The 14,929-nt window shown below is 66.5% G+C and carries 15 protein-coding genes; 10 read left to right on the top strand and 5 right to left on the bottom strand.

Annotated elements, in window-relative coordinates; genetic code table 11:
* The first annotated feature begins 140 nt into the window (after positions 1-140).
* Entirely contained in the window at positions 141-2,951 is a 2,811-nt protein-coding gene (locus ACYQ0L_RS10905; RefSeq protein WP_459789220.1) for a DUF3857 domain-containing protein, read from the top strand.
* Positions 2,952-2,986: 35 nt separating this feature from the next.
* Here the strand turns inward: ACYQ0L_RS10905 and radC are convergent, their stop codons facing one another.
* Entirely contained in the window at positions 2,987-3,697 is a 711-nt protein-coding gene (radC, locus tag ACYQ0L_RS10910) for a RadC family protein (protein WP_459789222.1), read from the bottom strand.
* A 103-nt stretch (positions 3,698-3,800) separates the two neighbouring features.
* Between radC and ACYQ0L_RS10915 the strand changes: the two genes are divergently transcribed.
* From ACYQ0L_RS10915 to ACYQ0L_RS10955, 9 genes are all read left to right on the top strand, one after another.
* Positions 3,801-7,016 (top strand): intermembrane phospholipid transport protein YdbH family protein, encoded by a 3,216-nt coding sequence (locus ACYQ0L_RS10915; RefSeq protein WP_459789223.1) that lies wholly within the window; start codon positions 3,801-3,803, stop codon positions 7,014-7,016.
* A gap of 44 nt (positions 7,017-7,060) precedes the next feature.
* Positions 7,061-7,237, top strand: coding sequence for a YnbE family lipoprotein (locus tag ACYQ0L_RS10920; RefSeq protein ID WP_459789224.1), 177 nt, complete (start codon positions 7,061-7,063; stop codon positions 7,235-7,237).
* 20 nt (positions 7,238-7,257) lie between these two features.
* A complete protein-coding gene (locus tag ACYQ0L_RS10925) occupies positions 7,258-7,656 on the top strand; it encodes a YdbL family probable chaperone protein (protein WP_459789225.1) in 399 nt (132 codons plus the stop codon).
* Between the two features lie 127 nt (positions 7,657-7,783).
* Complete coding sequence (locus tag ACYQ0L_RS10930) at positions 7,784-8,131, top strand: AtpZ/AtpI family protein (RefSeq protein ID WP_459789227.1); 348 nt, start codon at positions 7,784-7,786, stop codon at positions 8,129-8,131.
* A gap of 49 nt (positions 8,132-8,180) precedes the next feature.
* Positions 8,181-8,966 (top strand): F0F1 ATP synthase subunit A, encoded by a 786-nt coding sequence (locus ACYQ0L_RS10935; protein WP_459789228.1) that lies wholly within the window; start codon positions 8,181-8,183, stop codon positions 8,964-8,966.
* A gap of 41 nt (positions 8,967-9,007) precedes the next feature.
* Entirely contained in the window at positions 9,008-9,235 is a 228-nt protein-coding gene (locus ACYQ0L_RS10940) for a F0F1 ATP synthase subunit C (RefSeq protein ID WP_459789229.1), read from the top strand.
* Between the two features lie 81 nt (positions 9,236-9,316).
* Positions 9,317-9,811 carry a F0F1 ATP synthase subunit B family protein gene (locus tag ACYQ0L_RS10945; protein WP_459789230.1) on the top strand — a complete coding sequence of 165 codons (495 nt, stop codon included), beginning with the start codon at positions 9,317-9,319 and terminating at the stop codon, positions 9,809-9,811.
* Positions 9,804-10,385 (top strand): F0F1 ATP synthase subunit B family protein, encoded by a 582-nt coding sequence (locus ACYQ0L_RS10950; protein WP_459789231.1) that lies wholly within the window; start codon positions 9,804-9,806, stop codon positions 10,383-10,385. The genes ACYQ0L_RS10945 and ACYQ0L_RS10950 overlap by 8 nt, the downstream gene beginning before the upstream one ends.
* 102 nt (positions 10,386-10,487) lie before the next feature.
* The gene (locus ACYQ0L_RS10955) at positions 10,488-11,381 is read left to right on the top strand and encodes an alpha/beta hydrolase (RefSeq protein ID WP_459789232.1); all 894 of its coding nucleotides are present in this window, start codon (positions 10,488-10,490) and stop codon (positions 11,379-11,381) included.
* Here ACYQ0L_RS10955 and gloB read toward each other — a convergent pair.
* From gloB to rpsA, 4 genes are all read right to left on the bottom strand, one after another.
* Positions 11,378-12,133, bottom strand: a complete 756-nt coding sequence (gene gloB, locus ACYQ0L_RS10960) for a hydroxyacylglutathione hydrolase (protein WP_459789233.1) — start codon at positions 12,131-12,133, stop codon at positions 11,378-11,380. The genes ACYQ0L_RS10955 and gloB overlap by 4 nt on opposite strands.
* Before the next feature lie 19 nt (positions 12,134-12,152).
* Positions 12,153-12,323 carry a hypothetical protein gene (locus tag ACYQ0L_RS10965; protein WP_459789234.1) on the bottom strand — a complete coding sequence of 57 codons (171 nt, stop codon included), beginning with the start codon at positions 12,321-12,323 and terminating at the stop codon, positions 12,153-12,155.
* Between the two features lie 66 nt (positions 12,324-12,389).
* Positions 12,390-12,800, bottom strand: coding sequence for a GFA family protein (locus tag ACYQ0L_RS10970; RefSeq protein ID WP_459789236.1), 411 nt, complete (start codon positions 12,798-12,800; stop codon positions 12,390-12,392).
* 97 nt (positions 12,801-12,897) lie between these two features.
* The gene (gene rpsA, locus ACYQ0L_RS10975; RefSeq protein WP_459789237.1) at positions 12,898-14,601 is read right to left on the bottom strand and encodes a 30S ribosomal protein S1; all 1,704 of its coding nucleotides are present in this window, start codon (positions 14,599-14,601) and stop codon (positions 12,898-12,900) included.
* Positions 14,602-14,929 lie beyond the last annotated feature (328 nt).

The raw sequence follows: 14,929 nt of genomic DNA on the forward strand, positions 1-14,929 counted from the left end.
GGCTAGGCCGCATCGGCGCCGAAGGCAAGGGCTGGTCGCGCGGTTGCGGCCTGTGGTGCAGGTGCCCCCATATCCGCTTGCCTGCGCGCTGCCGCGATGTAAGGCTGCCTGCGAACAGGACGGGAATTTCCGGGGGAATAATGCGTTATACGAATCTCGCTTCGGCGACGGCCGGGCTGCTCGCGGCCACGGCGCTCACCACGCCTGCAATGGCTGGCGAGACGATCCTTTACGGCGATGCTGCCGCGTGGGTCGATGTCGCCGACCTTCCCCCGGCGAGCGAGAGGCAAGGCAGCCCGGTGCGCCTCGCCGAAACGCAGACGCGGATGGAGGACGGGGTCGTCTCCACCTATGGCGATGTCGCCTTCGCGCTCGACAGCGCCGAAGCGCTCAACTCGCTGGGCAGCATCGCGCTCGGCTGGTTGCCCGACAAGGGCGACCTCACCGTGCACCGGGTCGAGCTGATCCGTGGCGAGCGCACGATCAACGTGCTGGAAAACGGCGGGCGATTCGAAATCCTGCGCCGCGAACAGGGGCTGGAGCAGCGTATGCTCGACGGCGCGCTGACCGCGACCATGTCGGTCCCCGGGGCCGAGATAGGCGATGTGCTGCGCTACAGCTTCACCACCACCAAGGACGAGCAAGTGCTCGACGGGGATATGGAGTACCTCAATGCGGTCTTGGCCGAGCCCACTCCGTTGGCGAGCGGGCGGCTGATCCTGTCCTGGCCCGAGGACGAGGATGTGCGCTGGGCGACCACCCGCGTCGATGCGGCGGTCGAGGAAACCAGGCGGGGCGGATACAACTACGTCACCATCCCGCTGCCGGCCGCCGAGCCGACCGACATCCCCGTCGATGCGCCGCCGCGCTTCCGCCTGATACCTGCGATCCGCGCGAGCACCTTCGATAGCTACGCGCAGATTTCGGCCGACATTGCGCCCTTCTTCGCAACCGAGGGCACCATCGAGCCGGGCGGTACGCTGGCCGACAAGGTGGCCGGGATCGCCGGTCGCACTGCCGACCCGCTGGAGCGGGCCGCGCTGGCCACCCAGTTCGTGCAGGACGAGGTCGGCTACCTCATGAACGGGCTGAACGGCGGCAACTACATCCCGCAGAGCCCGGCCCAGACCTGGGAGGCGCGCACGGGCGACTGCAAGGCCAAGTCGCTGTTGCTGCTCTCGATGCTGCGCGAGCTCGGCATTTCGGCGGAAGCGGTGCTGGTCCACAGCCAGGCGGGCGACGCAGTGCCCGAGCTGTTGCCCGCGCTCGGCAATTTCGATCACATGATCGTGCGCGCTGATATCGACGGCACGCATTACTGGCTCGACGGGACCAATAGCGGCCTGCGCCTGGCCAATATTGTCGAGGTGCCGCGCTTCTATCATGCCCTGCCGCTGCGCGAAGGCGGTGCCACGCTGCAGGAGATGGAGATTCGCCCGCAGGCGGTGCCCGACGACGAGGTTCACCTGACCATCGACCAGAGCGCCGGGATCGACGTGCCCGCGCTCTACGAGGTCGAATGGCGCGTATCGGGTGCAGCCGCGCGCAATTACCAGACGCTGGCGCTGCTCGAAGACACCGACATGCGCAACGACCAGTTGGACGGCCGGATCGCCAGCCTGCTGGGCGAGAACCGTCCTGCCAAGGTCGACGTCACCTATGACGAGGGCAGCGGAATCGCGGTGCTGACGGCCAGCGGGCTGATCTTTTCGCCGTGGCAGTGGGACGACGGCCGGCTGGAGCTGGACGTGCCCTATCAGGTGCTGAGCACCTACAATTTCGATGTCTCGCGCGACAAGGCGGCGATCGCCGATGTGCCGGTGAGTGTCGGCGGCCCCCTCTATTACAAGCGCCGGATCGACTGGCGCCTGCCGCAGTCGGACGCGTCCTTCCGCGTCGTGGGCGGCGATCCGATCGACGCGCAGATCGGCGGGCTCCAGATCGTCGCCGATCAGTCGTTGCAGGACGGGCGCTTCACGCGCGAAGAGATGGTGCGCACGCTGGCGCTGGAGGTCCCGGCGAAGGACGTTCCTCAGATTCGCCGCGATACCCTGCGCATGCAGCGCGGCCTTCCGCGCCTCCAGGCGTCGAACGAGGCCCGGCTCGCATGGGACTATCGCGGCGAGGCGGCGCGCCTGCTGACGCCGATCAACGCGATGTTCGATGCGATCGTCGCACGCACGCAAGAGGATGACCAACTGGCCGGCGTGTACCGCGATCGCGGCTATTTCCGCTACGACGTCTCCGACTTCGAAGGCGCGCTGGCCGATTATGACAGCGCGCTCGATCTCGATCCCTCTGCCGCCAGCTACAGCGACCGGGCCTGGGTCCGCCTGCAGCTGGGCGATCACGAGGGCACGCTGCGCGACATCGAGGCGGCAGCCGATCTCGACCCGGAATATGGTCTCGCCGAACAGCGCATGATCGCGCTCGCCCTGCTGGGCCGCGGGGCCGAAGTGGTCGACCTGACCGACGAGTATTCCGCCTTCCTCGAAGATGCCTCTGCGCGCACCCAGCAGCAGGCCTATGCCCTCGGCTGGGCGGGCCGGATCGACGAAGGCCGCGCGCTGCTGGAAGAGGAGCTGGCGTTCTCTTCCAGCGATGCCGACCTGCTGAACGCCTCGTGCTGGTACGACGGCATCTGGGACCGGGCGGACGCGGGAACGATCGATCGCTGCACCCGCGCGATCGAGGGGCTGGAGAACAGCACCCCCGCGCTCGACAGCCGAGCGCTCGCGCTGTTCCGGCTGGGCCGCACCGAGGAGGCCCTGCGCGATCTCAACCGGGCCCTCGCGCGTGATCCCGAGATGGTCGAATCGCGTTACCTGCGCGGGTTGATCCGGCTTGAAACCGGTGACGCCGCAGGCGCGCGAGAAGATCTCGAGATTGCCCGCTGGGCGAGCCCGTTGACCCCGCGCAAATACGCGCTGTGGGGCCTGACGCCCGACTGAGCCTGCGCGGGGAGGGGCGCGGAGGCTGCGCTAGACTAGATCAGGCCCTTCGCCTTCAGGCTGACATGGCGGCCCTGGCCGATGATGACGTGATCGTGCACGCCGATGCCCAGCAGGCGCCCGGCTTCGGCAATCCGCTGGGTGATCGCGATGTCCGCGCGGCTGGGCTCGGGGCTGCCGCTGGGGTGGTTGTGGACGAGGATCAGCGCCGCCGCGCCCAGATCGAGCCCGCGCCGGATCACCTCGCGCGGATGGATCGCGGCCTCGTCGATCGAGCCGTCGCCCACGTGATGATCCTGCACCAGCCGGTTGCGGCTATCGAGATAGAGCACCCGCACCCGCTCCACCGTCAGGTTCGCCATGTCGGTGGTGAGATAGTCGATCAGCGCATGCCAGTTCGCGATCACCGGCCGGTCGGCGACCTCGCTGCGGGTCATCCGCCGCGCGGCGAGGGCCACGGCCTTGAGCGCGGCGGCGCTGGCCTCGCCCATTCCCGGTGAGCGCGCCAGCGCGGCGGGCTCTGCCTCCAGTACCCGCGCGAGACTGCCGAATCGCGCCAGCAGCGCCTTGGCCACCGGCTTGGTGTCCCCCCGGCGGATGGCCGCGAACAGCAGGTATTCGAGCACTTCGTAATCGGCGAGCGCTTCCGCCCCGCCGGTCAGCAGCCGCTTGCGCAAACGTTCGCGATGACCGGACGCGTGATGGGGTTCGGCCGTCTCCGCAATATCGTCATTTCCTTGCGCCATGCCGACATCCCGATAAAGACTGCCCCGCAAGAGACAGCGACCATGCGCAAGCGTGCCTCCAGACGGCATGGGGCGCAAGTGGCCGCGCAAGTGAGTGATCCCAATGGCCGACGGCGCCGATGCACAAGCTGAGAGCGACGGCGGCCGACGCGGCACGCGGCGTGCCCGCGTCTGGATCCTGCGCATCCTGCTGATCCTGGTTGCGCTCGTGGTCGTGGCGCTGGCCCTCGCGTGGTTCTCGCGCGAGCGGATCGCCGACGATCTGCTGCAGAACCAGCTCGACGAATACGGCCTGCCCGCGACTTACGAAATCGAATCGATCGGCCCCGACCGGCAGATCCTGCGCAATATCGTGGTCGGCGATCCGGCCGATCCCGACCTGACCGTGGAGCGCGCGGTGGTCGACCTGCGGGTGCGGCCCTTCGGCACGAAGCTGGGCCGCATCGCTCTTGAGAGCCCGGGGCTCAAGGGCACGCTGGGCAAGGATGGAATCAGCTTCGGCACGCTCGACCGCGTGCTCTTCCGCGATAGCGGCGGGCCGCCGGGGCTGCCCGATCTCGATGTGAAGATCGTCGATGGCCGCGCGCGACTCGGCGGCGACTATGGCGATATCGCCGTCGCGCTGGCGGGCGAGGGCAAGCTCGATGGCGGGTTCGACGGTGGCTACGCCCTGCGCGGCGATGCGCTCGCGCTGGCGGGCTGCGCGATTCGGGATGCGCGCGGGCAGGGCCGGATCGGCGTGCGCGGCGGCCGCCCGACCCTGCGCGGGTCGCTGCGGATTGCCCGGATCGCGTGCGAAGCGCCCGGCGTGCGCCTTGCCGACGTGCGTGGACCCATCGCGGTGACGGTGGACGACACGCTCGACGGGCTCGATCTCCAGATCGACGGTTCGGTGGCGAGCCTTGCCGCCGCGCAGATTTCTGCCGGACAGAGCACGCTCGAAGGTGCAGTGGCGCTACGCCGCGGGCAGGCGAGCGCGCGTTACGATATCGACCTCGCGGACGCGCAGGCTGCGGATGTCGGCGTCGCGCACCTGCGCATCGACGGGACGGCGCGCAGGCTCGAAACCGGGCAATGGCGCGCCGATGCGGGGCTCACCGGCGAAGGGGCCCGCCCCGGCAACGGCTGGCAAAGGCCGCTGCGCCAGCTGGAAGAGGCGAGCGCGGACACGCTGGCCGCCCCGCTGATCGCGCGCGTGCGCAGCGCGCTGGAGCGCCAGCTCACCGGCAGCAGCTTTGCCGCGCAGGTCGACCTGACGACCGGGGCGCAGGGCGTATCGCTCAGCATGCCGAGCGCGGACGTGACCGGCGCGGGTGGAGAGCGCATCCTCTCGCTCTCGCGGTTCACGATGGTCCCGACCCGGGGGCGGCTTCCCCGGCTGGGCGGCGATCTGCGCACCGGGGGATCGGGCATCCCCGCGATCACCGGCCGGATGGAGCGCAGCGCGTCGGGCCGACTCGTGCTGCAGCTGGCGATGGAGGAATACCGCGCGGGCGACAGCCGTCTCGCGATCCCGCAGCTGGCAGTGGCGCAGGCGCCGGGCGGAACGATCGGGCTGGCGGGGGCCGTGCGGGCGAGCGGGCCGCTGCCGGGTGGCTTTGCGCGCGGCCTCAATCTCCCGATCAAGGGCTCCTACGACGGCCGTCGACTGGCGCTGTGGCCCGAGTGCACGCGGGTGAGCTTCCAGCAGCTGGCCTATGCCAATCTGGCGCTCGACCAGCGCTCGATCGCCCTGTGCCCCGCCCGGGGCCAGCCGATCCTTACCGCGAGCGGTGCCGGCCTCCGGCTCGCGGCTGGCGTGCCCGCGCTCGACCTCGACGGTCGCCTCGGGAACACGCCGGTTTCGATCGAGAGCGGTCCTGTCGGCTTCGCCTTTCCCGGCACGCTCACTGCCCGTTCGCTCGACGTGGTGCTCGGCAGCGGCGGAAGCGCCGCCCGATTCGCGATTTCGGACCTCAAGGCGCGGCTCGGAAAGGACATCGGCGGGACATTTGCCGGGGCGGATATCGGTCTCGAAGCGGTCCCGCTCGACCTGCGCGGGGCGCAGGGCGACTGGTCCTATGCCGGTGGCGCGCTAGTGCTGAGCAATGGCGCATTCGAACTGCACGACCGGAACGAGGGGGCGCCACGGTTCGAACCGGTGGTGGCGCACGCCGCGAGCCTGCGGCTGGAGGACAACCGAATCATTGCCGATGCGCGCCTGCGCGAACCCGATACGGACCGGGTGGTAACCGACGTCGCCGTCACGCACGATCTTTCCACGGGCAGGGGCTTCGCCGATCTCGCCGTGCCGGGCATCACTTTCGACAAAGATCTCCAGCCGTCCGACCTCACGCGCCTCGCCTTCGGTGTGATCGCCAAGGCGGACGGGGTCGTCACGGGCACCGGGCGCATCGACTGGGGGCCGGACGGGGTGACCAGCACCGGCGCGTTCTCCTCCGACGATATCGACTTCGCGGCGGCTTTCGGCCCGGTCGAGGGGGCATCGGGCACGATTCGATTCGACGACCTGCTCGGCCTTACCACTGCGCCGGGCCAGCAGATCGCGGTGCGATCGGTCAATCCGGGGATCGCGATCGAAGGCGGAACGGTCGATTTCGACCTCAAGAACGGTGAGCTGATTTCGGTCGCGGGGGCCGATGCGCCGTTCCTCGGCGGGACGATCGCGCTGCGCGGCCTCGATATCGCGATCGGGACCGAAGAGGAACGCGCCTATGTCTTCGATATCGTCGGGCTCGACGCATCGCAGCTGATCGAACGGCTCGAACTGGGTAATATCAACGCGACCGGAGTGTTCGACGGCAGCATCACCGTGCTGTTCGATGCGCAGGGCAATGGCCGGATCGTCGACGGCCTGCTGACCTCGCGGCCGCCGGGGGGCAACGTCGCCTACGTGGGCGAACTGACCTACGAAGACCTTTCTCCCTATGCCAATTTCGCCTTCGATGCGCTGCGTTCGCTCGATTACGAGGAACTGCAGGTCCAAGTCGAAGGCCCGCTCTCCGGCGAGATCCTGACCAAGCTACGCTTCCGCGGGATCGGGCAGGGCGAGGGGGCCGAAAGCAATTTCATCACCCGCCGGATTGCGAAGCTGCCGCTGGAATTCCGGGTCAACATCACCGCGCCCTTCTTCGCGCTGGTCAGCAATCTGCGATCCTTCTTCGACCCCGCCTTCGTGCGCGATCCGCGCACGCTCGGCTTGCTGAGCGACGACGGGACCCGCCTGCGCCCGACCGTAACCGGCGAGCAGGCGCGCGAGATCGAGAAAGAGCTCGAAGAGCGAAAAGAGCGGGACACAAGCGAGGACAGAGCCGAATGACCTATTCAGCACCCGGAAAGCGAGGACAATCCATGGTTGCAGCAATGGCAAAGCGCCTCGGTCCGATCGGCGGGCTCTGCCTGCTGGGCGGTTGCGTCAACGTAAACGCACCGTCAGAACCGATCGTGATCGAGCTCAACATCAACATCCAGCAGGAAGTGATCTATCGCCTTGCTGCGGATGTGGAAGAAAATATCGAAGCCAATCCCGGCATTTTCTAGGCCGGGGCAAGGGGTTAGACATGACGCGTATGAAACTTTTGCTCGCGGGTGCGGGCGTGGCGCTGGCCGTCGCGCTGGCCAATCCGGCGGCCGCGATGTTCCAGCGCGACCCGGCCTATGCCGAAGCGCGCGCGAGCGGCCAGGTGGGCGAGAAGATGGACGGCTTTCTCGGCGTGGTCGGCAATCAGTCGCAGGAAATCCGCGATCTGGTGGCGGATATCAACATCAAGCGGCGCGCGAATTATACCGAGCGTGCGCGCTCGCAGAACGTCACGGTCGATGCCTATGCGCTGACGCAGGGCTGCATTCTGATCGCGCGGACCGACCCGGGCGAGAAGTATCAGGCGCCCGACGGATCGTGGAAGACGCGCACCACCGCTCCGCCCGAGCGTGACAGTCGCTGCCCGCCTGCAGGCTAAGCGACTGGGGTTGGGGCGTGTTCGCTCCGGTTGACTTGGGAAAGAGCGTTTTCTAAGGCGACCGCGCCCTCGGCGGGCAGGTCCTGCCCATGCCGCGCGAACTTCTCTTAAGGAAAGGGAGCCTGGCATGAGCGAAGACAAGCCCGCCCGAGAGCCAATACCCGAGGATGCGCGGATCGACGCGCTCGAAGCGCGGCTCAGGGCCGCACGCGAGCGGGAGGAGAAGCGCAGGCCTACGGAAAGCTCGCAGAAGGCCGACGCGGATTATCGCGCCGGCAATCGTGTGCTTGCCGATCTGGCGGGTGGGCTCATCGGTGGTTCGGCGATCGGCTGTGGCGTGGATGCGCTTGCCGGGACCTGGCCCTGGGGTCTGTTGGTCGGCCTGTTCCTCGGGATAGGCGTGGCCTTCAGGAATATGTTCCGCCATGCGGGCAGCGGTAACGGTGCCGGCAGAAAACCTTCTGACGAAGGCTGATTTTTTCTAGGCGCCGCGCAAGCGGTGATCGAAGCGAACGGAATTTCACGTGGCCGGCGAAGGCAAAGTCGATCCGATGTACCAGTTCACCATCAAGCCGCTCTTCGGATCGGCCGAGTGGGATATTGCTGGTCTCAATATCGCATTTACCAACAGCGCGCTGTGGATGATGATCACGACCATCGTGCTCATCGCCTTCGTGCAGGGCGGGACCAAGCAGCAGCTTATCCCGGGCCGCTGGCAGATGGCGGTGGAAAGCCTGACGGGTTTCATCGAAAACATGGTGGAAGCGAATATCGGCAAGGAAGGGCGCAAGTACGTCCCCTATGTCTTCACGCTGTTCACCTTCATCCTGTTCGCGAACCTGCTGGGCCTGATGCCGCTGGGTATTTTCGGCTTCCATCCCTTTACCTTTACCAGCCACTTCACGGTGACCGGCGTTCTCGCGATCCTCAGCTTCTCGATCGTCCTGCTGGTCGGCTTCTGGAAGCATGGCTTCAAGTTCTTCGGCCTGTTCGTGCCGCACGGCACGCCGCTGGTCATGACGCCGCTGATCGCGCCGATCGAGTTCATCTCGTTCATGGTGCGGCCCTTCAGCCTGGCGCTGCGGCTGTTCGTCGCCATGATGGCGGGCCACCTGCTGCTGGAAGTGCTTGCCAGCTTCGTCGTCAGCGGCGGTCTCGGCGGTGTCGGCACTGGCCTGATCGTCAGCCTGCCTAGCATGGTGCTGATGATCGCGATCTGCGCACTGGAAATTCTGGTCGCCGGTATCCAGGCCTATGTTTTCGCGCTGTTGACCTCGCTGTATATCAACGACGCCGAACACCTTCACTGATCCCTCTCAACACACGTTATTTTACCTAAGGAGTATTCGAAATGGACGCAGAAGCCGCAAAGCTGCTCGGAGCCGGTCTCGCCGCAATCGGTTGCGGTCTCGCCGCGCTGGGCGTGGGTAACGTCTTCGCCTCGTTCCTCGACGGCGCGCTGCGCAACCCGGGTGCCGCCGACGGCCAGCAGGGCCGCCTCTTCATCGGCTTCGCCGGTGCAGAGCTTCTCGGCCTGCTCGCGTTCGTCATCGCGATCATCCTCGCCTTCGTGGCCTGAGGAAACCGTTCGCAGCGGGAAGACGGGTTCGTCCCGGCTTCCCGCCGAACACCTGCACCCCTGCGCGCCGGATAGAGCCACATGCCACAGATCGACCAATTGGCCGAAACCCTCTCCAGTCAGGTTTTCTGGCTGCTGGTGTTTTTCGCCATAACCTTCTTCGTCGTCGGACGGGGGATGGTGCCCAAGGTCTCGGGCACGATGGAAAAGCGCAGCAGGCAGATTGCCGACGATATTTCGGCGGCACAGGCCGCTCGCGACCAGGCCGACCGTGAGGAAGAGTCCTGGCGCGAACGCGAAAACGAAAACCGTGCCAAGGCCCAGGCGCTGATCGCCGAAGCCAAGGCCGAAGCTGCGGCAAAGTCCGAAAAGAAGGTCGCCGCCGCACAGAAGCGGCTCGACAAGAAGCTGGACGAAGCCGACGCCCGGATCGCCGAATCGCGCAAGGATGCGCTGACGCAGATCGAGCTCGTGGCGACCGAAGCCGCGCAGGACATCGTGGAACGTCTTGTCGGCATCAAGGTGGCCAAGCCCGCCGCCCAGGCCGCCGTGAAGGAAAGCATCGCTCATGGCTGATACGCACACCGGCGGCGACGCCCTGTTCACCACCCAGGAGCCCGACGCCTACACCGAGGTCGCCCATGGCGGGACCGAGCATCACGCCGAACCCGAACTGCTGGGCCTCGCGGCCTTCCAGTGGGTCTCGATCGCGATGCTGGTGCTGATCCTGATCGCGGTCTTCAAGATGAAGGCGCACAGCAAGATCGGCGAAGGTCTCGACGCGCGCATCGCCGCAATCCGCGAAGAGCTGGACGAGGCGAAGCGTCTGCGCGCCGAGGCCGAACAGCTGCGCGACGAATATGCCTCCAAGATCGCCAATGCCGAAAGCGACGCCGAAGCGATGCTCGAGAACGCTAAGGCGGAAGCCGAAGCGATCCTGACCCGCGCCGAGGAAGACAGCAAGGCTCTGGTAGAGCGGCGCAAGCGCATGGCGGAGGACAAGATCTCCGCTGCCGAGCGCGAGGCGATTGCCGAAGTGCGCGCCAAGGCCGCTGCCGCCGCCGCTGCCGCCAGCCGCAAGCTGATCGGCGAGAAGCTGGACACGGAGTCGGACAGGAAGCTGGCCGACGAGCTGATCGCCGGTATCTGACCGGACCTCTCGCGAACCGTTTTGAGAAGGCCCTGCTTCGGCGGGGCCTTTTCGTATGCGCGTGCCGGAAGTAGGCTTGCGAAAAGGCGAGGGGAGAGTGCGATGCGGTTTCTGATGTTCTGGGCGATGCTCGCGTTGGCGGCGCTTGCCACGATTGCTCCGGCACAGGCGCAGGATGCACCCGACCCGGGCCAGCGGATCGACCTGTGGCAGCGCGGGGTGCCGGGGCACGAGGAACGCGCCGACATCCCCGAGGAATCGCGCGACTACTGGACCAAGACGATCAACAATCCCTCGCTGCGGTACTTCGCGCCGTGGGCCAGCCGCAACACCGGGACCGCGGTCATCATCATGCCTGGCGGTGCGCACGAACTGCTCGTTACCACGACCGAGGGTGTCGATGTCGGGTGGTGGTTCGCGCAGCGCGGGGTGGCCGCCTTCGTCCTTAGCTACCGCCTCTCCCGGCAGGAGGGGACGCCGTGGACGATCACCGATTCGCGGCAGGATGCGGAGCGTGCGATGCGGCTGGTGCGCTCACGGGCGGGCGAGTTCGGGATCGACCCGGCCCGGGTTGGGGTGATGGGCTTTTCTGCCGGGGGCGAGCTGGCCCGGATGACGATGCTCGGCACTCCGGTGGCCGTGGCCGGTGAAGGCGACGCGATCGACAAGCTGCCCGCCCGGCCGGACTTCGGCATCCTCGTCTTTCCCGGACCGAGGAGAAGCGATGGCGAAACGATCGCCGCTGACGCGCCGCCCGTGCTGCTCTCCGCCGCCAACGACGACGAATGCTGCGCACAGTCGACGCTCGACATCTTCACCGCCTATCGCGCGGCGGGCGCGCAGGCAGAGCTGCACATGTACGCAGAGGGCGGGCATGCCTATAACATGGGCGAGGCGACGCCCTTCGTCTCGCTGCGGCACTGGCCCGACCGGATCACCGACTGGCTGACCGACCGGGGGCTGTTGCAGCCGGCCGGCGGGGCGACGCTGCCCTAGAACGCGTCCTTCGCCGCGCGCAGCTTGGCGAAGGTATCCGCCGGGCTCTCTCCACCCCAGCGCGCCTGCATGGCGGGCGCGTCGGCGCGAAGGAAGGGATTGGCCTCCAGCTCGCGCGAAAGGATGGTGGGCACGGTTGGCTCGTCCTTCGCCCGCTTCGCATCGATCTCCTGCGCATAGGCCTGCAGCGCCTCGTTGTCAGGATCGGCGTGGAGCGCGAACTTCGCGTTCGCCTGCGTATATTCGTGCGCGCAATAGAGCGTCGTTTCGGGCGGCAGCGCCTTGATCCGCTCGAGGCTGTCCCAGAATTGCTGCGGCTCACCCTCGAACATCCGCCCGCAACCCAGCGCGAACACGCTATCGCCGACGAAGGCGAGCCCGTCTGCGGGCAGGTGGAAGGCGATATGACCGTTGGTGTGGCCCGATACGTCGATTACCCGCGCTTCGTGCCTGCCCAACGCCACCGTGTCGCCCTGCGTCACGACACGGTCGATAGGGGACAGCTTCTCGACCTCCTGCGGGGCGATCACCTTGGCGCCCGTAGCCCCCACGATGGCCTTGTTCCCGCCCGCATGGTCGGGGTGCCAGTGCGTGTTCCAGATGGCGCTGATGTGCCAGCCCTTCGCGTCGGCCTGCCGCAGGTATTCCGTGCCGTCGGGCGTGTCGATCGCAGCGGTCTCGCCGCTGTCCGGATCGTGCAGGAGGAAGCCGTAATTGTCGTTCAGGCAGGGGAACTGGTGGATCTGGAGCATGGGCTATCTCCTTGGTCGATTAGTATACCGAAACGTCGAGCCGCTCGGGCTCGCCGCTACGTTCGTAGCCGCTACGTTCGTAGATATCGACGGCCACCAGCACGTTGCGTTCCACGATCTTGCGCGCTGCTCCATCGATCAGGTTTCCGTTTGCGACCATTTCCTCGATCCGGTCGGCGGCTGCATGCACCCGATGCTATGGGCGGGATGGAGGCGATACAAGACCTGTCGCGCCGCCGGGTTCGACGGTCGTGGCCTAGCCTTTACGGCCGCGCGCGAAGCGCTGCGTCCCATCGGGTACGGCGACCCATTCGTGGCGATTCTCCTCGAACACCGAACGGTGGGGCGGGGCGATGTCCGATCCGTCGAAAGCGCCGCTCGCAATCCCGATGCCGGCGGGATGCTTTGCCGTAACCAGCCACAAGGGGGTGCCGCAGGTGGGGCAGAAACCATGGGTCGATTCGTCGCCGCTATCGGCCCTGCGGGTATATTCGGTGGTCTTGCCCGACAGGGTCACAGCCTCGCGCGGGAAGTAGACCAGCATGCCAAAGGGCGACCCGGTGCGTCGTTGGCAGGCCTTGCAATGGCACATGACCCGCGCGGCAAGCCGTGCCGCTTCGTCCGCGATCGTCGCCTTCAACTGGCCGCACTGGCAACTGGCATGCATCGCGCGAAAGGCTACTCGCACGACGCGAAAACGAAAAGGCCCGCCTGCGCGAACGCAAGCGGGCCTTTCGTTTCACCCTGCGAGGGGCGGGAAGAGCTTAGTCTTCCTTCTTCTTGAGCGCTTCGCCCAGGATGTCGCCCAGCGACGCACCCGAGTCGGCCGAACCGAACTGCGCAACCGCCTCCTTCTCTTCGGCGATCTGGTACGCCTTGATCGAGAAGGTCGGCTTCTTGGACCGGTCGAAGCCAGTGACCATCGCGTCGATCTTCTGGCCGGCCTGGAAGCGATCCGGACGCTGTTCGTCGCGGTCGCGGCCGAGGTCCGAACGCTTGATGAAGCCGGTCGCGCCGTCTTCGCCAACCTGCACTTCGAGGCCGCCATCGCGGACTTCGAGGACGGTGACGGTGACGGTTTCGCCGCGACGCAGCGAGCCGCCGGCGGCACCTTCAGTGGGCGCGCCCTTTTCGAGCTGCTTCATGCCGAGGCTGATGCGTTCCTTGTCGACATCGACGTCGAGAACGATCGCCTTGACCTCTTCGCCCTTGCGGTGAAGCGCCAGCGCGTCTTCGCCCGAGATGCCCCACGCGATGTCGGACATGTGGACCATGCCGTCGACGTCGCCCGGCAGGCCGATGAACAGGCCGAACTCGGTGGCGTTCTTGACTTCGCCTTCGACTTCGCTGCCCACCGGATGCGCTTCGGCGAACTCTTCCCACGGGTTGCGCTGGGCCTGCTTGAGGCCGAGCGAGATGCGGCGCTTTTCGGAATCGACTTCCAGCACCATGACTTCGACTTCCTGCGAGGTCGAAACGATCTTGCCGGGGTGGACGTTCTTCTTGGTCCAGCTCATTTCCGAAACGTGGACCAGGCCTTCGATGCCCGGCTCGACTTCGACGAAGGCGCCGTATTCGGTGATGTTGGTCACCTGGCCCGTCAGCTTCATGCCGACCGGGTACTTGGCGGCGACGCCATCCCACGGATCGCTTTCGAGCTGCTTCATGCCGAGCGAAATGCGCTGCGTTTCGGCATTGATGCGGATGATCTGGACGGTCACGGTCTGGCCGATCTCGATCACTTCGCTCGGGTGGTTGACCCGCTTGTAGCTCATGTCGGTGACGTGGAGCAGGCCGTCGATGCCGCCCAGGTCCACGAAGGCACCGTAATCGGTGATGTTCTTGACCACACCGTCGACCACTTCGCCTTCGGCCAGCTTGTCGATCAGTTCGCTGCGCTGTTCGGCGCGCGTTTCTTCAAGCACGGCGCGACGCGAGACGACGATGTTGCCGCGGCGGCGATCCATCTTGAGGATCTGGAAGGGCTGGGGCTGGTCCATCAGCGGGGTGACGTCGCGCACGGGGCGGATGTCGACCTGCGAACCGGGCAGGAAGGCCACGGCGCCGTCAAGATCGACGGTGAAGCCGCCCTTGACGCGGCCGAAGATGCGGCCCTCGACGCGCTTGCCTTCGCCGAATTCGCTTTCGAGGCGATCCCACGCGGCTTCGCGGCGGGCGCGGTCGCGGCTGAGCATCGCTTCGCCGTCGGCGTTCTCGACGCGGTCGACATAGACTTCGACTTCGCTGCCGACTTCGAGGCCGTGTTCGTCATCGACGCGCATGAATTCGCGCAGGTCGACGCGGCCTTCGCTCTTGAGGCCGACATCGATCATGGCCATGCCGTTTTCGATTGCGGTGACGGTGCCCTTGACGACGCGGCCTTCGAAGCCGCCATCATCGGCATCGCCGAGCTGTTCGTTGAGGAGCGCTTCGAAATCGTCGCGCGTAGGGTTGGCTGCAGTTGCCATCAGGTGTGGTTTCCCAGTCTACGTTTGCTACCGGCCACCGGTTGTCCGGGGTCTTTACCCGTCTCCCGCACGATTGCGGGGCCAACGGGGCAAGAGGGCCGTGTCCGCCCGGGGCCGGATGCCACCGCACGGGTTCCCAAGAGTCTTTGGACGAATCTAATGATCGCGAGAACGGCGCGCAGCTACGCCGGATCGACTGGAATTGCAAGAAAAACCGGACTTTCGGCGTTTCTCCCGGCATGCGCCCGAGGCTTGCGGCCTCCTGGCTGGTCCGATCGCAGATCCTGCCGGATGAGCGCTTGTTTCACAATATCTTAGGTCCTCCCGT

It is taken from the genome of Alteriqipengyuania triglochinis (assembly GCF_054655655.1).